General features: G+C 56.4%; 18 protein-coding genes. 10 read left to right on the plus strand and 8 right to left on the minus strand.

Going from position 1 to position 19,744, the window contains the following annotated elements:
• Positions 1-3: 3 nt before the first annotated feature.
• From fhuA to hrpB, 3 genes are all read right to left on the minus strand, one after another.
• Complete coding sequence (gene fhuA, locus SPH27_RS10680; RefSeq protein WP_087823359.1) at positions 4-2,253, minus strand: ferrichrome porin FhuA; 2,250 nt, start codon at positions 2,251-2,253, stop codon at positions 4-6.
• A gap of 235 nt (positions 2,254-2,488) precedes the next feature.
• Entirely contained in the window at positions 2,489-5,014 is a 2,526-nt protein-coding gene (gene mrcB / locus SPH27_RS10685) for a bifunctional glycosyl transferase/transpeptidase (RefSeq protein WP_033144661.1), read from the minus strand.
• A 188-nt stretch (positions 5,015-5,202) separates the two neighbouring features.
• Positions 5,203-7,632 carry an ATP-dependent helicase HrpB gene (hrpB, locus tag SPH27_RS10690; RefSeq protein WP_182071462.1) on the minus strand — a complete coding sequence of 810 codons (2,430 nt, stop codon included), beginning with the start codon at positions 7,630-7,632 and terminating at the stop codon, positions 5,203-5,205.
• A 73-nt stretch (positions 7,633-7,705) separates the two neighbouring features.
• Here hrpB and thpR point away from each other — a divergent pair, with 73 nt between their 5' ends.
• The 9 genes from thpR (at position 7,706) to panD (ending at position 14,644) form a co-directional block, all read left to right on the plus strand.
• Positions 7,706-8,260: an RNA 2',3'-cyclic phosphodiesterase gene (gene thpR, locus SPH27_RS10695; protein WP_033144659.1), complete on the plus strand. Its 555-nt coding sequence runs from the start codon at positions 7,706-7,708 to the stop codon at positions 8,258-8,260.
• Positions 8,250-8,954: a DNA/RNA nuclease SfsA gene (gene sfsA, locus SPH27_RS10700; protein WP_039260626.1), complete on the plus strand. Its 705-nt coding sequence runs from the start codon at positions 8,250-8,252 to the stop codon at positions 8,952-8,954. The genes thpR and sfsA overlap by 11 nt, the downstream gene beginning before the upstream one ends.
• 176 nt (positions 8,955-9,130) lie before the next feature.
• Entirely contained in the window at positions 9,131-9,586 is a 456-nt protein-coding gene (dksA, locus tag SPH27_RS10705) for an RNA polymerase-binding protein DksA (protein ID WP_001155232.1), read from the plus strand.
• A gap of 59 nt (positions 9,587-9,645) precedes the next feature.
• The gene (gluQRS, locus tag SPH27_RS10710) at positions 9,646-10,536 is read left to right on the plus strand and encodes a tRNA glutamyl-Q(34) synthetase GluQRS (RefSeq protein WP_048978995.1); all 891 of its coding nucleotides are present in this window, start codon (positions 9,646-9,648) and stop codon (positions 10,534-10,536) included.
• 42 nt (positions 10,537-10,578) lie between these two features.
• The gene (gene pcnB, locus SPH27_RS10715; RefSeq protein WP_072162357.1) at positions 10,579-11,976 is read left to right on the plus strand and encodes a polynucleotide adenylyltransferase PcnB; all 1,398 of its coding nucleotides are present in this window, start codon (positions 10,579-10,581) and stop codon (positions 11,974-11,976) included.
• Positions 11,973-12,452 carry a 2-amino-4-hydroxy-6-hydroxymethyldihydropteridine diphosphokinase gene (gene folK / locus SPH27_RS10720; RefSeq protein WP_033144656.1) on the plus strand — a complete coding sequence of 160 codons (480 nt, stop codon included), beginning with the start codon at positions 11,973-11,975 and terminating at the stop codon, positions 12,450-12,452. Before pcnB ends, folK begins: the two co-directional genes overlap by 4 nt.
• Before the next feature lie 123 nt (positions 12,453-12,575).
• Entirely contained in the window at positions 12,576-13,367 is a 792-nt protein-coding gene (panB, locus tag SPH27_RS10725) for a 3-methyl-2-oxobutanoate hydroxymethyltransferase (RefSeq protein WP_014882600.1), read from the plus strand.
• 11 nt (positions 13,368-13,378) lie between these two features.
• Positions 13,379-14,230 (plus strand): pantoate--beta-alanine ligase, encoded by an 852-nt coding sequence (gene panC, locus SPH27_RS10730; protein ID WP_023310431.1) that lies wholly within the window; start codon positions 13,379-13,381, stop codon positions 14,228-14,230.
• Between the two features lie 33 nt (positions 14,231-14,263).
• Positions 14,264-14,644, plus strand: coding sequence for an aspartate 1-decarboxylase (gene panD / locus SPH27_RS10735; protein ID WP_006810068.1), 381 nt, complete (start codon positions 14,264-14,266; stop codon positions 14,642-14,644).
• Positions 14,645-14,647: 3 nt separating this feature from the next.
• On the opposite strand, the gene SPH27_RS10740 is transcribed toward panD, so the two are convergent.
• The 4 genes from SPH27_RS10740 to SPH27_RS10755 all read right to left on the minus strand — a co-directional run bounded on the left by SPH27_RS10740 (position 14,648) and on the right by SPH27_RS10755 (position 18,196).
• Positions 14,648-15,895: a polysaccharide deacetylase family protein gene (locus SPH27_RS10740; protein WP_182071463.1), complete on the minus strand. Its 1,248-nt coding sequence runs from the start codon at positions 15,893-15,895 to the stop codon at positions 14,648-14,650.
• A gap of 62 nt (positions 15,896-15,957) precedes the next feature.
• The gene (locus SPH27_RS10745; RefSeq protein WP_033144654.1) at positions 15,958-16,398 is read right to left on the minus strand and encodes a PTS sugar transporter subunit IIA; all 441 of its coding nucleotides are present in this window, start codon (positions 16,396-16,398) and stop codon (positions 15,958-15,960) included.
• Between the two features lie 104 nt (positions 16,399-16,502).
• A complete protein-coding gene (locus tag SPH27_RS10750) occupies positions 16,503-17,273 on the minus strand; it encodes an ABC transporter permease (RefSeq protein ID WP_023310428.1) in 771 nt (256 codons plus the stop codon).
• Positions 17,270-18,196 (minus strand): ABC transporter ATP-binding protein, encoded by a 927-nt coding sequence (locus SPH27_RS10755; RefSeq protein ID WP_032660633.1) that lies wholly within the window; start codon positions 18,194-18,196, stop codon positions 17,270-17,272. Before SPH27_RS10755 ends, SPH27_RS10750 begins: the two co-directional genes overlap by 4 nt.
• A gap of 107 nt (positions 18,197-18,303) precedes the next feature.
• Here SPH27_RS10755 and can point away from each other — a divergent pair, with 107 nt between their 5' ends.
• Positions 18,304-18,966, plus strand: a complete 663-nt coding sequence (gene can / locus SPH27_RS10760; RefSeq protein WP_008501947.1) for a carbonate dehydratase — start codon at positions 18,304-18,306, stop codon at positions 18,964-18,966.
• A gap of 61 nt (positions 18,967-19,027) precedes the next feature.
• Here the strand turns inward: can and hpt are convergent, their stop codons facing one another.
• Entirely contained in the window at positions 19,028-19,564 is a 537-nt protein-coding gene (gene hpt, locus SPH27_RS10765; protein ID WP_008501948.1) for a hypoxanthine phosphoribosyltransferase, read from the minus strand.
• Between the last annotated feature and the right edge of the window lie 180 nt (positions 19,565-19,744).

Raw genomic sequence — 19,744 nt, forward strand, 5'->3', positions numbered from 1 at the left:
AGATTAGAAGCGGAAGGTCGCGGTGGCAACAACCTGACGTTCAGCACCCCAGAAGCAGCCGTAGGTATTGAAGCAGCTGGCAACGTACTCACGATCGAACAGGTTGTTTACGTGCAGCGCCACGTTTGAGCCAGCCATGCCAACGCGTGCCAGATCGTATCTGACCAGCGCATCGACTACGGTGTAGCTGCCCACCTTGAAGGAGTTCGCCGGATCGCCATAGCTTGAGCCCGTGTAACGCACGCCGGTACCCAGCGTCAGACCCGACAGCGCACCGTCAAACAGAGTGTAATCGCCCCACAACGATGCCATGTGTTTTGGCACCTGAGCAGGCGTGTTGCCTTTGTAGGTGGTGTCCGTGGTGTATTCCGCATCGGTGTAAGTATAAGACCCCACCAGGTTGACGCTCGCAGAGAGGGCCGCTTTCGCTTCCAGTTCTACGCCACGCGCGCGGATTTCACCGCCCTGAACCGAGAAGAAGGAGCCCGCCGGGTCCGCCATCAGGTTGTTGGTTTTGGTCAGCTGGTACAACGCACCGGTGACGACGATCGGACGATCGTTCGGCACGTATTTCACGCCCGCTTCGTACTGTTTGCCTTTAGACGGCGAGAACAGTTTGCCCTGGGCATCGGTCTGCGAAGCCGGTTCAAACGATTCGCTGTAGCTAAAGTACGGAGTTACGCCGTTATCAAACAGATAGTTAACGCCACCGCGCCAGGTGAACTGGGTATCATCACGTTTGGAGGTGGTGTTCGTCACGCGGTTGTAGGATTCCTGATCGGCCCAGTCATAACGGCCGCCCAGGGTTACCAGCACTTTATCCCACTGCGCCTGATCCTGAACGTACAGCCCCGTCTGCTTCTGACGGTTGAGGATCTGATATGGGCCGGAGGTCGCGGGATCTTTTGAGCCGAAATCAAAATCGCCGTTTACCGGATTGTAGAGATCCAGCAGCGGAACAGAGTCGTCGTAACCAAACCAGGAGTTGATGTCATTTCGCATGCGCATAAAGTCAACGCCGGTCAGCAGGACGTGGTCCACCTCGCCGGTTGAGAATTTGCTCTGCAGCTGGGTATCAACGGTAAAGTTCTGCAGCTTTTCGTTATCGACAACGTATTTACGCGCCAGATAATGGCCTTTGTCCGATGGCGCTAGCGCGGCACACTGTTTGTTGCCGCTGTTTGCCGGATCGGTACAGACGCCATAGCCATATACGCTGTTTTGCGAGGTTTTGTTCTCGGCAAAGCGCAGGTTCTGACGCACGGTAAAGGTATCGTTGAACTCGTGGTCGAAGCTGTATCCCACCATTTTCTGGTTACGGGAATAGGTATTGTTCTTCGCGCCTTCGTTGAAGTTCGTCGGCAGACGATCGCCGTTCGGCAGCGGCTCAACCGTTCCCTCTTTTGGCAACCAGCCGTAGTAGCCCGTTTCAGGCTCGTTCTGGAAGTAGGAGAGGAACGTGAAGGTGGTTTTATCATCCGGACGCCATGAGAACGATGGCGCGATGGCGTAACGCTGCTCTTCCGCACGCTCCTGCTGGGCGTTATTAGAACGCGCAACGCCCGTTAAGCGATAAGAGTAAACGCCGTCGTCGTCGATCGCATCGCTAAAGTCAAACCCGGTCTGGAACAGGCTATCCGTGCCGACTTTGAACTGGATCTCTTTCAGCGGCTCGGTTGTTGGGCGCTTACTGACCATGTTCAGCAAACCGCCCGGGCTGCTTTTGCCGTACAGAACGGAAACCGGACCGCGCATGATCTCGGCGCGCTCCAGCATATAAGGATCAATCACCGCGTCGTTATAGAAGTTCCCCTGCATTTTCATGCCGTCGAGGTAGTTATTCTGCGTCTGGCCATCGGCCGCGAAGCCGCGGATGATCAAATAGTCATAGGTGTTAGACGCGCCGCGCGTGCCTACCGCAACGCCCGGCGTGTAGCTCAGGGCTTCTTTCACCGAGCGCGGCTGATGCAGCGCCATCTCTTCGGCCGTGACCACAGAAATAGACTGTGGAACCTTTTGAATAGGGGTATCCGTTTTGGTTCCGGTCGCGGATTGCCGTGCGGCGATGGTCGCAGCAGGCCCCCAGGCACTTTCCTGTGCCGCAGGTGCTGCGGTAACCGTAATGGTTTCTTCTTTTTTCGGGGTTTCGGCCGCGTGAGCATAAGCAGACATGCCGGCAACCGCTGTGGCGACGACGACCGCGAGCTTACGCAGCGACGTGTTCATTGGCTGAGCAGTATTGGAAAGCGCCATGTTGAATCTCTGATGTGAAAGTGAATGATAACGTAAACGAGAATTATTATTATGAGCGCCAGAATAATATGCGAAACGCTGGTTGCATAGCAAGCAGTAAGCGGCCCTATGAGAATTAAGGGTTTAAGAAATCATCAAGAGAAAACGAAGGGTTAATCAGAGTTAAAGCGAGGGTTAACGAAATGAGGTTTACGGGTAAAAAAAGCCCCCTTCCAGGGAAGAGGGCTTTAAAAGCTTAGTTACCGCCGAACATGTCTTTAATCCAGCCCGCGACACCGTCGCTGTCTTTCTTCTCATTCTGCTGCTGCGGCTGTTGCTGCTGCGGCTGCTGTGGCTGAGAAGACTGGTCGAACGGGTTACCCGTTGGCTGTTCTGGCTGGCTTTGCTGGCACAGCGAGTCCGGGTTTGCGGTCCAGACAGGCAGCGTACGCATTCCGCCGCCGCAGACGAAGTTACCGGAACTGTCCACGCCCATATCGACGATATCTTCCGGCGCAACCAGATTCAGCGGCACAGGAGACTGATTCGCCAGATAGCGCTGGTAAATCGACATCGCCCCGCTCGCGCCGTACAGCTTGGTCGGCTGGTTGTTGTCGCGGCCTACCCAGGTGATCACCACTTCACGGCCATCAATACCGGCGAACCAGGTATCGACGTTGTTGTTGGTGGTCCCGGTTTTACCCGCCAGATGCAGACCCGGATACTTCGCGCCCAGCTGACGGCCGGTACCGCGCTGCACGACCTGCTGCATCGTCCACAGCGTCATATAGGCGGCCTGAGCAGGAACGGCACGCTCCGCCTGCGGGAAGCTCTGATACAGCACGGAACCATCTTCGGCAATCACTGAGCGCAGGGCAGACAGCGGCGCGCGGTTGCCCCCGCTGGCAATGGTCTGGAACGCCTGCGCCACTTCGATCGGCGTCAGGTTAAGCGCGCCGAGGATCATCGCCGGCACCGGGTGCAGCTGATCTTTCGCCACGCCCAGTTTTTGCCAGGTATCGACAATCGCCGGCAGTCCCAGCGACATGCCCAGGTTCACCGTTGGCACGTTCATGGAACGGGTCAACGCATCCACCAGCATGACCTGGCCGCTGAACTGTTTATCATCGTTCTGCGGTGACCAGACCTGGCCGTTAGGCTGGCGCAGGGAGATCGGCGCATCCGCAATCCAGGTATTCAGGCGATACTGATTTGGCTGGCTCAGGGCTGTGAGGTAGGTTGCCGGTTTTGCCAGAGAGCCGATTGAGCGACGCGCCTGCATCGCACGGTTGTAGCCTGCAAACTGCGGCTCGGCCCCGCCCACCATCGCGCGCACTTCGCCGGTGTTACGGTCAACCACCACCATCGCGGTTTCAAGATCGGAGAGCTTACGCTGTTTCTTCAGCGCCGGAATGCCTTCCACCGCCGCTTTTTCGGCCGCATCCTGCGCCACGGAGTCAAAGGTGGTGAAGATCTTCACGCCGGAGAGATCTTTGACCTTATCACCGAGCTTGCTTTGCAGCTCCTGACGCACCAGCTGCATAAACGCAGGCTGAGGCGAAATCACGCCGCCGCGCGGCTGAACGCCCAGCGGACGCGCGCTCAGCATGTCGTACAGCTCCTGGTCAATCACCTGCTGCTGTTGCAGCAGACGCAGAACGAGGTTACGACGCTCCAGCGCCAGTTTCGGGTTACGCCACGGGTTATAAATGGACGCCCCTTTCACCATGCCCACCAGCAGCGCCTGCTGGTCCAGGCTCAGCTCTTCTACCGGGCGACCAAAGTAGTACAGACTCGCCAGCGGGAAGCCGCGGATTTCGTTATCGCCGCTCTGACCAAGGTACACCTCGTTCATGTACAGCTCAAGGATACGATCCTTGCTGTAGCGCGCATCCATCAGCACGGCCATGTAGGCTTCGTTCGCTTTACGCCAGTAAGAGCGTTCGCTGGAGAGGAACAGGTTTTTCACCAGCTGCTGGGTCAGCGTACTCGCTCCCTGCACGGTGCGACCGGCAGTCAGGTTAGCCAGTACCGCGCGGCCAATCGAGTAGAGGCTGATGCCATCGTGCTCGTAGAAGTGACGGTCTTCGGTTGCCAGCAGCGTATCAACCAGCAGATCCGGGAAGCCGTTACGCGCCACGAACAGGCGCTGCTCGCCGTTTGCTGACGAAAGCATGGTGATCAGACGCGGATCGAGACGGAAGAAACCGAACTGACGGTTGTTATCCATGTTCTCGATGGTGTCCAGACGATCGCCGTCAAAGGTCAGACGCGCGCGCACCTGCCCCTCTTTGCTGTCCGGGAAATCAAACGGACGACGAATCATCTCAATGCTGTTGGACTGCACGGTAAATTCGCCAGGCCGCGTCATTTTTGACACCTGACGATACTGGGTGGCTTCCAGCAGTTTGACCATCTCGTTCTTGGTGATGGACATATCTGGCTCAAGGTTCACCATACGGCCATACACTGCCGCAGGTAGCTGCCAGACTTTACCGTCGATACGGCTACGGATCTTCTGATCCAGATACACGCCGTAAATCGCCATCAGGACGACAAAAACAATAAACAGCTTCAGCAGCAGCCAGAACCAGCCGCGTTTGCCCCGAGGCTTACGCCCTTTGCCTTTTCCATTACGCGGCATCGGTTCTTCATCCTCATAATCGTCTTCATAGTCATCGTCATAGTCCTCATCTCTGAGGCGACGACGGCTTACCTTTTCTTTCGCCGGACGCGTTGGTTTTCCCTTACGTCCTATTGGCTCGCGGTCATTCCCCGCCATGCTTTTTCTCCGCAACTTTCAGGCGCAAAGGCCAGATTTTCTTTTCTTTCACAGGCCTGTGAAAGAAGAAATCTCTCAAAATAAACAGCAAGACTTTCCTGTCAGGAAAGTCTTTAGTGTTTTCTCCCTCTCCCCGTGGGAGAGGGCCGGGGTGAGGGCATCAGGCCGCACTCCCTCTTTCACCTAACCTACGAATATTTCTTCGTTCGCCGCGTCGGCGCCGTATTCGCCGGATCGTCCGGCCAGACATGTTTGGGATATCGCCCCTTCATCTCTTTTTGCACTTCACGGTAGCTTCCCGCCCAGAACGCACCCAAATCTCGGGTGATTTGTAATGGACGATGCGCAGGCGACAGCAGCTCAAGCACTAACGGCACACGCCCTTCCGCAATGGACGGCGTTGTGGCTTCACCAAACATCTCCTGCATCCGAACCGCCAGCGCCGGCGGATTATCCTCATGATAACGGATGGCAATCCGGCTTCCGGTCGGCACAGTGTAATGCCCTGGCAGTTCACTATCCAGACGTTGACGTAATGACCAGTCCAGTAAATTCTGTAACGCGGTCTTAACATCAAGCGCCTTAAGGGCTCGCAGAGAGTGTACGCCGCTCATTTGCGGCAGTAGCCAGCGCTCAAGCGTAGCGAGCAGCGTCTCGTCATCCACCGCAGGCCAACCGTATTCCGGTAGCCACTTCGCGGCGCAGTGCAGACGAATGCGGTACTGCTCCGCTTCCGGCGTCCAGTTCAGGGCGCTCAGCCCTTTTTCCCGAATTCCGTTCAGCATCGCCTGATGAAGCTCGTCTTCCGACGGCTTCGCCAGCGGCTTCGTCCCAAGCGTCAACTTGCCAATCTGGCTGCGACGAAAGGCCTTCAGCGTGCCCTGGGCGTCATCCCATTCCACGGTATCAGATTGCTGAAGCAGCTGCGGACAGGCACGCGTCAGGGCGTCAATATCTACGGCTATCGCCAGCAGGATACGCGCATCCGGAGAATGGCTGCCCTGCAGCAACAGCGGGGCGATCAGCCATTCGTGACGCGTCAGCGCATCATCGCTATCCAGCATCGCTCCCATGCCGTTTGCCAGCTGGTAGCGACCGTCCAGCCCGCGCCGACGCGCGATCCTGTCCGGGAAAGCCTGGGCCAGCAGGAAGGCAATCTTATCGCTGTCAGGCGCACCTCCCCGGCTATTCAGGCGTTTGCCCAGCTGCTGCGCCCGCTGCTGCCAGTTCCCCTGGCTGCGCGAAAACGCCTGCCCCAGATCGCTGCTGCCACCGCGAGGCGGCTCCTCAAGAATAGCCGCCAGTTTTGCCGCCGTGGCAATTTCATCATCCCCTTGCGCGGCCACCAGCATCGCGGCCAGACGCGGATCGTTGCCCAGCGCCGCCATTTTCTGGCCGCGCGCCGTCAGACGCTCGCCTTCCAGCGCGCCAAGCTGGGTCAGCAACGTGCGCGCAGCGGTGAGGTTTACGACAGGAGGAGGATTAAGCCAGGTGAGCTGCTCAGGGTTCGGGCAGCCCCACTGGAGCAGATCCATCACCAGACCAGACAAATCGCTTTGTAAAATTTCCGGCGTGCTTTGCTGTGCGGCGCGTTCAGCCTGCTCCGCGCTGGTCAAATGCAGGCAGATGCCCGGCTCAAGACGCCCCGCACGGCCCGCGCGCTGCACCATCGACGCCTGGCTGATGCGCTGCGTCAGGAGTTTAGTCAGCCCGGTACGAGGGTCAAAGCTTGCCACCCGCTCCTGCGCGCTATCCACCACCAGGCGAATACCTTCAATGGTCAAACTGGTTTCAGCAATGTTGGTTGCCAGCACCACCTTGCGCTGCCCCGCCGGTGCGGGAACAATCGCTTTACGCTGATCCTGCAGCGACAACGCGCCGTAGAGCGGGCAAAGCAGCGCGTCGGCGCCTACGCGGGTAGAAAGCTGCTCCTGCACGCGCTGAATTTCACCGACGCCCGGCAAAAACAGCAGCAGGGAACCAGGCTCCTGGCGCAGCAGCTCAGCGGTGGCAATGGCGACGGCCTCGTCAAAACGCTGATGGGAGGGAAGCGGCTGATAGCGGCGTTCAACCGGAAACGCCCGCCCTTCTGAGCTGATGACCGGCGCACCGGGTAATGCCTGTCGTAGCCGCTCGTTATCCAGCGTGGCCGACATAATAAGCAGCCTGAGATCGTCGCGTAGCCCCTGCTGCACGTCCAGCAACAGCGCGAGGGCCAGATCCGCCTGCAGGCTGCGCTCGTGGAACTCATCGAGGATCACCAGCCCGACGCCGGTCAGCTCCGGATCGTTTTGCAGCATGCGGGTGAGAATACCCTCGGTGACCACTTCAAGACGCGTTGTCGGGCCAACGCAGGTCTCGGCACGCATCCTGTAACCTACCGTTTCGCCCGGTTTTTCATTCAGCAGCTCCGCCAGACGCTGCGCCACGTTGCGCGCGGCCAGCCTGCGCGGCTCCAGTAGGATAATTTTCCCGCGGATATTTCCGTCTTTCAGAATCTGCAGCGGCAGCCAGGTGGACTTGCCCGCGCCCGTAGGGGCATTCAGCAAAACCTGTGGGGAATGGTGTAAGGCAGCGAGAAGCTCAGGAAGAATGACGGCGACCGGCAATGAGGACACTAACAGCTCCAGAGGGTTAACATTAGTCGGCGTACATTGTAGCATCGGCGCATATCATTACCGAGTCCTCCGTATGCCTGAGTCGAAACGGCTGTTTTTTGCCATTGAATTGCCCACCACCATACAGCGTCAAATTGTTCGCTGGCGCGCCGATTGCTTTTCGCCGGAAGCGGGCCGCCCTGTCGCGGCGGCCAACCTGCACCTGACGCTGGCCTTTTTGGGCGACGTCAGTGCCGAAAAACAGCGGGCGTTAGCCGCAATGGCCGGGCGTATTGCCCAGCCGGAATTTACGCTGCACCTCGACGACGCGGGCCAGTGGCCGCGTTCGCGCGTGGTGTGGCTGGGAACGCGCCAGCCGCCGCGCGGATTATTGCAGCTGGCGAATATGCTGCGCGCCCAGGCGGCGCGCAGCGGCTGTTATCAGAGCCCACAGCCGTTTCATCCACATATCACGCTGCTGCGCGATGCCGGTCAGGCCGTTGCTATCCCGCCGCCGGGTTTTCACTGGGCCTTTCCGGTCAACGCATTCGCGCTTTACGAATCCGTCTTTGCACAGGGACGCACCCGCTATACGCCGCTACAGCGCTGGACGCTGGGCAACACCGAAAGGAATTCTGATGAAGTTTAGTCCTCCCCTGCAACACGCTACGCTTATCCAACGCTACAAACGCTTCCTCGCCGACGTGATCACCCCCGAAGGGGTTCAGCTCACCCTGCACTGCCCCAATACCGGCGCCATGACGGGGTGTGCGACGCCGGGTGACAGGGTCTGGTATTCCACTTCAGAAAATAGTAAACGCAAATATGCCCATACCTGGGAAGTGACCGAAACCCAAAACGGGGCATTTATTTGCGTTAATACCCAGCGCGCAAATCAGCTGGTTAAGGAAGCGCTGACCCTTGGCGCCATTCCCGAACTGGTGGGATATGGCACGCATAAAAGTGAAGTGAAATATGGCGATGAAGGCAGCAGAATTGACTTCATGTTACAGGCGGAAGACAGGCCCGAGTGCTATATTGAAGTAAAATCAGTGACGTTAGCGGAACAGGAAAATGGCTACTTCCCGGATGCGGTAACGCTGCGTGGCCAGAAGCATCTGCGAGAGCTAATGAGTGTTGCGGCGGCGGGCAAACGCGCCGTATTGCTGTTTGCGGTGTTGCATTCAGCCATTGAACGTTTCTCCCCTGCCCGCCATATTGATCCTAAATACGCGCAATTGTTGAATGAGGCACAAAAGCAGGGGGTAGAGGTTTTCGCTTATAAAGCGGAACTTTCTGCCGATAATATGACTCTGAGATCCTCTCTTCCCATTGTCTTGTAAGGGATTAGACGATTGTCGAATAAGTGTTCTGGCCGCGTGCGCAAATACGCTTTTCCTCACAGGCTTGTCAAGTGTTACGTTTAGATAATTGCCTTACGGAAAAGCATCTGCTATTTATAGCGACCTGATTTTTCCCCCAACACGGGGATCGATAGTGCGTGTTAAGGAGAAGCAACATGCAAGAAGGGCAAAACCGTAAAACATCGTCCCTGAGTATTCTCGCCATCGCTGGGGTGGAGCCGTATCAAGAGAAGCCGGGCGAAGAGTATATGAACGAAGCCCAGCTGTCGCACTTCAAGCGTATTCTTGAAGCATGGCGTAATCAACTCAGGGATGAAGTCGATCGCACCGTTACTCATATGCAGGATGAAGCTGCCAACTTCCCGGATCCGGTAGACCGTGCCGCTCAGGAAGAAGAGTTCAGCCTCGAACTGCGTAACCGTGACCGCGAACGCAAACTGATCAAAAAGATCGAGAAAACGCTGAAAAAAGTCGAAGACGAAGATTTTGGCTACTGCGAATCCTGCGGTGTTGAAATCGGTATTCGTCGCCTGGAAGCGCGTCCAACCGCCGATCTGTGCATCGACTGTAAAACGCTGGCCGAAATCCGCGAAAAACAGATGGCCGGTTAATACCAGCGCTGTTTACACACTCCAAAGGCGGGAGTCTCTCCCGCCTTGTTACTGTTGATATGTCTGAATCACACTATATTGGGCGCTTCGCGCCATCTCCTTCCGGTGAATTACACTTCGGCTCATTGATTGCCGCGCTCGGCAGCTACCTGCAGGCTCGCGCCCGCCTGGGAAAATGGCTTGTCCGCATTGAAGATATTGATCCCCCGCGTGAAGTTCCCGGTGCTGCAGACACTATTCTGCGTCAGCTGGAACATTACGGTCTTCACTGGGATGACGAGGTGCTCTGGCAGTCAAAACGTCACGATGCCTATCGGGAACGTCTGGCCTGGCTTCGCGATCGGGGGCTTTCATATAACTGCACCTGCACCCGCGCGCGTATCCAGAGCGTGGGAGGGGTCTATGACGGCCACTGCCGCACGCTTAATCTTCCCCCGGAAAATGCCGCCGTACGTATAAAGCAGCGCTCCCCGGTGACGCGCTTTACCGATCTCCTCTCCGGTGAGATTCATGCCGATGAACGTCTGGCGCGTGAGGATTTTATTATTCACCGCCGTGACGGCCTGTTTGCCTATAACCTGGCGGTGGTCGTCGACGATCGTTTCCAGGGCGTGACGGAAATTGTGCGCGGGGCGGATCTGGTCGAGCCGACCGTGCGACAAATATCGCTGTATCACCAGTTTGGCTGGACGGCACCGGACTACATTCATCTGCCGCTGGCGGTCAATGCGCAGGGCTTTAAATTGTCAAAGCAGAACCACGCCCCGGCCCTGCCAGACGGCGATCCGCGTCCTGTTTTGATCGACGCGCTGCGATTTCTCAACCAGAATGTAACCAACGAATGGCAGGATCTGCGTATTGACGAACTGCTGAAAATGGCCGTTGCCAACTGGACGCTCGCGGCAGTGCCAAAAATCCAGCATTCTCAAATGCGTTGCGCTGAGCTATGATTAGCCGCTTTTTTCATAACAAAACACACTACGAGGTGTACCATTTTTACCCGAGTCGCTAATTTTTGCCGTAAAGTGCTAAGCCGCGAAGAGAGCATGGCGAACGATGCTATTGCACAGCCACACATGTCGGTTATTCCGCGTGAGCAGCACACTATTTCCCGCAAAGATATCAGTGAAAATGCCCTCAAGGTGCTCTATCGTCTGAATAAAGCGGGCTACGAGGCCTATCTCGTGGGCGGTGGAGTGCGTGATTTACTGCTGGGCAAAAAACCAAAAGATTTCGACGTGACGACCAGCGCCACGCCTGAGCAGGTGCGCAAATTATTCCGCAACTGCCGTCTCGTTGGCCGCCGTTTCCGTCTGGCTCACGTGATGTTTGGCCCGGAAATTATCGAAGTGGCGACCTTCCGCGGCCACCACGAAGCGGGCGCATCCGATCGCACCACGTCACAGCGCGGCCAGAACGGCATGCTGCTGCGCGACAATATCTTCGGCTCTATTGAAGAAGATGCCCAGCGTCGCGACTTCACCATCAACAGCCTTTATTACAGCGTGGCGGATTTCACCGTGCGTGATTACGTCGGCGGCATGCAGGACCTGAAAGAAGGTCTGATCCGTCTGATCGGCACGCCGGAAACGCGCTATCGTGAAGATCCCGTGCGTATGCTGCGCGCCGTGCGTTTCGCCGCCAAGCTCAATATGCGCATCAGCCCGGAAACGGCAGAGCCGATTCCGCGCCTGGCAACGCTGATTAACGACGTGCCGCCTGCCCGCCTGTTTGAAGAGGCGCTGAAGCTGCTGCAGGCTGGCCACGGCTTTGAAACCTACAATCTGCTGCGCGAATACAACCTGTTCCAGCCCCTCTTCCCGACCATTACCCGCTACTTCACCGAAAGCGGTGACAGCCCAATGGAGCGGATGATTGCGCAGGTGCTGAAAAATACCGATACCCGTATTCGCAACGACATGCGCGTCAATCCGGCGTTCCTGTTTGCGGCGATGTTCTGGTATCCGCTGCTGGAAACGGCCCAGCGAATTACCCAGGAGAGCGGGCTGGCCTATTATGACGCCTTCGCGCTGGCCGCAAACGACGTGCTGGACGAAGGGTGCCGTACGCTCGCTATTCCAAAACGCATTACCACGCTGGTGCGCGATATCTGGCAGCTTCAGCTGCGCATGTCCCGTCGTCAGGGCAAACGCGCCTGGAAGCTGATGGAGCATCCAAAATTCCGCGCCGCCTTCGATCTGCTGTCGCTGCGTGCTGAAATTGAACGCAACCAGGAGCTGCAGCGCCTGGCGCAGTGGTGGGCCGAATTCCAGGTTTCCGCACCGCCGGAGCAAAAAGATATGCTCACCGGGCTGGATGAAGAGCCGGAACCGCGTCGCCGCCATCGCCGTCCGCGCAAACGCGCGCCGCGTCGTGAAGGGACAGCATGACCCTCGCGTATATCGCCATCGGCAGCAATTTAGCCTCTCCGCTGGAGCAGGTGAACGCTGCCGTACAGGCGCTGGGGGAGATCCCGCAAAGCAAGATCGTGGCGGTCTCCTCTTTCTACCGCACGCCGCCGCTGGGCCCGCAGGATCAGCCTGATTATCTCAATGCCGCCGTGGTGCTGGAAACTGCCCTTGATGCCGAAACGCTGCTGGATAACACCCAGCGCATCGAACTGCAGCAGGGACGCGTACGCAAAGCCGAGCGCTGGGGACCGCGCACGCTGGACCTCGACATTATGCTGTTTGGTCACGAAACCATTAACACTGAACGTCTCACCGTTCCGCATTACGACATGAAAAACCGCGGGTTTATGCTCTGGCCGCTGTTTGAAGTCGCCCCCGATCTCATCTTCCCGGATGGCATCCCACTCCGGACCATTCTGGACAACCTCAACGCGGAAAGACCCGCCCGCTGGTGATCCGGTTCCCCTGCCGATTAACCTCAAAATAATTGTGGCTAATCGGTTACCTAAAATCATTGTTCCCCCGAATGTTACTGTTAGAATGCGCAAAGATTCGCTTTTGGGCTATCAGGAAACAGTATGAAACCAACCACCATCTCCTTACTGCAGAAATGCAAACAGGAAAAAAAACGCTTCGCCACCATCACCGCGTATGACTACAGCTTCGCCAAACTCTTTGCCGAAGAGGGTATCAACGTCATGCTGGTCGGAGATTCGTTAGGGATGACGGTACAAGGACATGATTCCACCCTGCCGGTCACGGTTGAGGATATCGCTTACCACACCCGTGCGGTGCGCCGCGGGGCTCCAGCCTGCCTGCTGCTCTCCGATCTGCCGTTTATGGCCTATGCCACGCCGGAGCAGGCATTCGAAAACGCGGCAGCGGTCATGCGTGCTGGCGCTAACATGGTCAAAATTGAAGGCGGCGCCTGGCTGGTGGATACGGTGAAGATGCTCACCGAGCGCGCCGTGCCGGTGTGCGGCCATTTGGGCTTGACGCCGCAGTCCGTCAACATCTTTGGTGGATATAAAGTGCAGGGCCGCGGTGACGCCGCCCAGACGCTGTTTGATGATGCCCTGGCGCTGGAAGCCGCAGGCGCCCAGCTGCTGGTGCTGGAGTGCGTGCCGGTTGAGCTGGCGAAGCGTATTACTGAAGCCCTGTCGATTCCGGTGATTGGTATTGGCGCAGGCAACGTGACCGACGGTCAGATCCTGGTGATGCACGACGCCTTTGGCATCACCGGCGGGCATATTCCGAAGTTTGCCAAAAATTTCCTCACCGAAGCGGGCGACATGCGCGCTGCGGTCAGGCAGTATATTGCCGACGTTGAATCCGGTGTTTACCCGGGTGAAGAACACAGTTTCCATTAAGGAGTCTCGTTGTGCTAATCATTGAAACCCTGCCGCTGCTGCGCCAGCATATCCGTCGTGCGCGTCAGGAAGGTAAACGTATCGCACTGGTCCCGACCATGGGCAACCTGCATGACGGCCATATGAAGCTGGTTGACGAAGCAAGAGCCCGTGCAGATATCGTGGTGGTCAGTATCTTCGTTAACCCAATGCAGTTTGACCGCGCCGACGATCTGGCACGCTATCCGCGCACCCTGCAGGAAGATTGCGAGAAGCTCAAAAAACGCCATGCGGATATTGTCTTCTCTCCGGCACCGGCGGATGTCTATCCTCAGGGTACCGATGAGGCCACCTACGTTGACGTACCGGGCATTTCCACCATGCTGGAAGGCGCAAGCCGCCCGGGTCATTTCCGCGGCGTATCGACCATCGTCAGCAAGCTGTTCAACCTGGTGCAGCCGGACGTTGCCTGCTTCGGTGAGAAAGATTTCCAGCAGCTGGCGCTGATCCGCAAGATGGTTGCGGATATGGGCTACGATATCGAGATTGTCGGCGTACCGATTGTACGCGCCAAAGACGGTCTGGCGCTCAGCTCGCGAAATGGCTACCTGACCGCGGACCAGCGTAAAATCGCGCCGGGCTTAAGCAAGGTCATGAACACCATGGCAGAACAGCTGCTGGCGAAAGAGTTAACGGCCGAAGAGATTATTGCTCTGGCTGAACAGGCGCTGAACGATAAAGGCTTCCGCGCTGATGATATTCAAATTCGCGATGCCGATACGCTTCTGGAGCTTACACAGACCAGCAAACGTGCGGTCATTCTGGTGGCGGCATGGCTTGGTCAGGCCCGCCTAATCGACAACAAAGTGGTTGAACTGGCGTAGGTTTCTCTACCCGGAAGATGAAAGGTAAACGTAATGATTCGCAAAATGCTGCAAGGTAAGCTTCACCGTGTGAAAGTCACCCAGGCCGACCTGCACTATGAAGGCTCCTGCGCCATCGACCAGGATTTCCTTGATGCTGCGGGCATCCTTGAAAACGAAGCGATTGATATCTGGAACGTTAACAACGGCAAACGTTTCTCAACCTACGCCATCGCCGCCGAGCGCGGGTCTAAAATCATCTCCGTTAACGGCGCGGCAGCGCACTGCGCGGACGTGGGCGATATTGTGATTATCGCCAGCTTCGTGATGATGTCTGATGAAGAAGCGCGCCGCTGGCAGCCGAAAGTTGCCTACTTTGAAGGCGACAACGACATGAAACGTACCGCGAAGGCGATTCCGGTTCAGGTTGCTTAAGCACTATCCCTGCGGCTGATTGCTGATCAGCCGCGACATGGTCTCCAGCGAATCCGTTCTTAAGATGTACAGGCGTTTCAGTAAGAACGGATTATCCCCCGGCTTCACCTTCCCTTTCACCGTCGTCACCGCCAGATGGAAACCGGCATCATTCGCCGCCTTTATCGCTTTATTGTCGTAGCCGCCAAACGGATAGGAAAGATAGAGCACGCGTGGATTAAACTGCGCCAGCGCGCGACGCGAGCGTTCAAAATCAAACAAAATCACGTGATAGCTGCGGCTCAGTAAAATCGGGTGCTTATACCCATCCACGCGGTGCAGGAAGTGGGTGTGGGACTGAATATCGAACACATCCTGAATCCCCTTAATCTCCTGCACGCTCATAAACTGCAGCGATTTTGGATCCCACTTCTGCGGATGGCCTTTTATACGGGAAGAGATAATAAACGCGGTAGCCTTGAAGCCGTACTCTTTCAGCACAGGATAGGCATAGCGGCTGACGGATTTCAGGCCGTCGTCAAAGGTAATCACCACCGATTTTGCAGGCAGGTTCATTTTGTTACGCACGTACCCTTCAAGCTGGTACATCGTCAGAGTGGTATAACCCTGATCGCGTAGCCAGGCCATCTGGTTGTTGAACGCACGTACGCTAGTGGTCGTGGACGTATGTCGAAAGCGCGTGTTTTCTTCATCACGCAAAATATGATGGTAGGTCAGAACCGGAAGGCCGTTATCTTCCTGCGCATCCAGGCTGCTGATCCACGCCAGACGATTGCCGATGCGGATCTGGAACCAGGTCTGATTCAGCCGGTCCTTCAGTTTATTCAGTATGGGATAGCGCAGATTGGCGCTTAACGTGCCGAACGGCGCGCTGCCGCTCGACGGCGCGTTATACACCGGGGTGTCTTTCCAGGTAATGAGGTTCTGATTGCTCAGGGGCTTATTGAGATCCCCGAGGCTGTCCTCGACGCGCTGTTTCCCCTGAACCGGCTCCAGGTGCCCCTTGTCGATAAACCCCGTGCCAAAACCGAAGTGAAATTCGTAGTAGTCCGCCGCCGCGGGCACAACGGCCAGGATCTGCCCGGAGCGCACGTTACCGACGTTGATCACGCTGTTCCCCACCTGCGCCCAGATCGCCGCGTCTTCGGTGGTTTGCATGTACTGGGCAGGCAGCGTGTGCTGACTGAGTAAACTGGCTGAGCTGACGCCGGAAATGAGCATCAATAGCAAGAAAAGAATGCGCGGTAGCATGGTGTCTTAATCGGTGCGGAAAACTGCCGCTATTGTAACAAATGAGACATCAATACCCACGTTTAATTCTTATACAAATCGTGGAGCAGGACGAAGGGAGGATTTTTTTGCTGCTGATGCCACAAGCTGCTGACGCCCGGAACGCCCTGCGCCACGATGGCCTGGCGAAACTCTGCGCTGCTTAAGGATCCACGCTGCGGATACATTAACGCCAGCAGGGAGAAGTTAATACCCGAGATCACTTCACAGCACGCGTGCTTATGGCTCAGCAACGCGGCTGCGCGGTAAGGCGCCGCGCCCGATTTATCGGTAAGAAAAATCACGCCATCCCCGGTGTCCGTTTCATGCAGGGCATCGCACATCATGCGGCTCAGCATGTTGGTGCTCAACCCGCGCCAGTAGTTTACCGCCCGGCATTGCACCAGCGGGCCAAATCTGGCTTCAAGCTTATCCAGCATTTCCTGCGCCTGTTCATCGTGGCAGGTGATAACCCATCCCAGCATAACTCCCTCCTTAGCAGGCAAGTAGTTTAGCGGAGTGAAGGTTAGCTTACGGTGATAACTGTCAAAGAAAGTGCCCGGCAAACAGAGCGTCGCCGGGCAAAAGATTAGCTGCGCAGCCCGCGTCCGCGCTGGATCAGCGACCAGCAGAGCAGGTAGAAGGCGATGATGAACACCACCAGTACCGCCACCGTGGTAAACAGCGGCACATCGGTGATGCCGAGGAAGCCAAAGCGGAACCCGCTGATCATGTAGACAATCGGGTTCAGGTGCGACAGCGCCTGCCAGAACGGTGGCAGCAGCGTCAGGGAGTAGAACACCCCGCCGAGATAGGTCAGCGGCGTCAGCACGAAGGTCGGGATCAGGCTGATATCGTCAAACGTTTTGGCGAACACGGCGTTCAGCAGACCGGCCAGCGAGAACAGGATCGCCGTCAGAAGCAGCGTCAGCGCGACAAACAGCCACGAGTGGACCTGGAACGGCACGAAGAACAGCGAAATCGCCGTGACCAGGATCCCCACGCACAGCCCGCGCGCCACGCCGCCGCCGACATAGCCCGCGATAATGACGTGCGTCGGCACCGGTGCGACCAGCAGCTCTTCAATATTGCGCTGGAACTTGGCGCTGAAAAACGACGACGCCACGTTGGCATAGGCGTTGGTGATCACCGCCATCATGATCAGGCCCGGCACGATAAACTGCATATAGGTAAAGCCGTGCATCTCACCAATCCGGGAGCCAATCAGGTTACCGAAGATGATGAAATAGAGCGTCATCGTGATAACCGGCGGCACCAGGGTTTGCACCCAGATACGCATAAAGCGGTTGATCTCTTTCGCCCAGATACTTTTCAGCGCGACCCAGTAAAGATGCGTCATGCCTTGTCTCCTTGTTTGTCATGTACCAGAGAGACAAACAGCTCTTCCAGTCGGTTCGCTTTGTTACGCATACTTAAAACCTGAATCCCCTGCGCGCTCAGCTGTGAGAACACGCTGTTAATCCCCTGCTCGCGCAGCACTTCCACTTCCAGCGTCGAGGTATCTACCAGACGATAGTTGTAACCTTCAAGTTTTGGCAGCGCGCTTTTCGCCGCCAGATCGAGAATGAAGGTTTCGGATTTCAGCTTGGAGAGCAGATTCTTCATCGAGGTGTTCTCCACCAGCTCGCCGTTCTGAATGATGCCGATATTGCGGCACAGCATTTCAGCCTCTTCCAGATAGTGGGTGGTCAGAATAATGGTGGTGCCTTTGTCGTTGAGATCTTTCAGGAAGCCCCACATGGAGCGACGAAGTTCGATATCAACACCCGCTGTCGGTTCATCGAGGATCAGCAGCTTTGGCTCGTGCATCAGCGCACGGGCAATCATCAGGCGGCGCTTCATCCCGCCGGACAACATGCGCGCGCGTTCGTTACGCTTTTCCCACAGATCGAGCTGCTTAAGGTATTTTTCGCTACGCTCGAGGGCCTCTTTACGCTCAACGCCGTAATAGCCCGCCTGGTTAACGACAATTTGTTGCACCGTCTCGAACGGGTTGAAGTTGAACTCCTGCGGAACCAGCCCCAGCTGGCGCTTGGCGTTCACCACGTCTTTTTGCAGGTCGTACCCAAAGACGCTCACCCGGCCGGACGTTTTATTGACCAGCGAGCTGATAATCCCAATGGTGGTCGATTTCCCGGCCCCGTTCGGCCCCAGAAGCGCGTAAAAATCGCCGGCCTCTACTTTCAGATCTATTCCGCGTAGCGCCTGAACGCCACCCGGATAGGTTTTTTTAAGCTGCTCAAGCTCCAGTGCAATTGCCATGAAATTAACTTACCTTCAGTTCTTACACACGTTGTGTGGTTTCATTAAAAGTCGGGTTACCCTATAGTAGCGCAACGCAATAACTCGGTTACAGGTCGCTAACCTCCATGAACAACATAGATACACTCATCAGCAACAATGCACTATGGTCAAAAATGCTGGTGGAGGAAGACCCCGGATTTTTTGGAAAACTCGCGCAGGCTCAGAACCCACGCTTTCTCTGGATTGGATGTTCCGACAGCCGCGTACCGGCGGAGCGCCTGACCGGCCTTGAACCCGGTGAACTGTTTGTTCACCGCAATGTCGCCAATCTCGTGATTCACACCGATCTCAACTGTCTTTCTGTTGTTCAGTATGCCGTGGACGTTCTGCAAGTCGAGCACATCATCATTTGCGGCCATTATGGCTGCGGCGGCGTGCAGGCGGCGGTTGAAAACACGGAACTGGGGCTCATTGATAACTGGCTACTGCACATCCGCGATATCTGGTTCAAACATAGCTCACTGCTGGGCGAAATGCCGCAGGAGCGTCGCATGGATACCCTTTGCGAACTCAACGTGATGGAGCAGGTGTATAACCTGGGCCACTCAACGATCATGCAATCAGCGTGGAAACGCGGGCAGAAGGTCTCTATCCACGGCTGGGCGTACGGGATTCACGATGGCCTGCTGCGCAATCTGGAAGTGACCGCCACCAACCGCGAAACGCTGGAGCAGCGTTACCGTTCGGGGATTGCCAACCTTCAGCTTAAGCATGTAAATCATAAATAAAGCCGGGGATTTTCTCCCTCTCCCTGTAGGAGAGGGCCGGGGTGAGGGCATCAGCCCTCGATTACTCGTCCAGCAATACTACTTTCCCAACATACGGCAGATGACGATAGCGCTGCGCGTAGTCAATGCCGTAACCGACGACGAATTCGTCAGGAATCGAGAAGCCCACGAACTCTACCGGCACCTGCACTTCACGACGGTCGGGTTTATCCAGCAGCGTACAAATCGCCAGAGATTTTGGCTCGCGCAGGCTCAGGATCTCGCGCACTTTTGACAGCGTGTTGCCGGAGTCGATGATGTCCTCAACGATCAACACATCTTTGCCACGAATATCTTCATCCAGATCTTTCAGGATTTTCACATCACGGGTAGTGGACATGCCGCTGCCGTAGCTGGAGGCGGTCATAAAATCGACCTCATGGGGCACATGCACCTCACGGCACAGGTCTGCCATGAACATGAAAGAGCCGCGCAACAGACCGACCAGCACCATTTCGCTGCCGCTGTCCTTGTAATGTTCGGTGATTTGACGACCCAGTTCGGCGATACGCGCTTTGATCTCGGCTTCCGGGATCATCACTTCAACAGTATGTTTCATATTACTAACCAAATGATTTTAGTGAAAATCTCTCAATACGGATGAGTTAATATCCAGCACTGATACGCAAGCCAGCCATTATATCAGCAAATGGATAAGCCTGGCGTATGAGTTATAAAAAGCAAATATTGTGATTCCGATCACACTTGTTAATATCTATAATTAGTTGCTAGCAAATTA

The sequence above is a fragment of the Enterobacter sp. A103 genome, assembly GCF_034427535.1.
Lineage (GTDB): Bacteria > Pseudomonadota > Gammaproteobacteria > Enterobacterales > Enterobacteriaceae > Enterobacter > Enterobacter asburiae_B.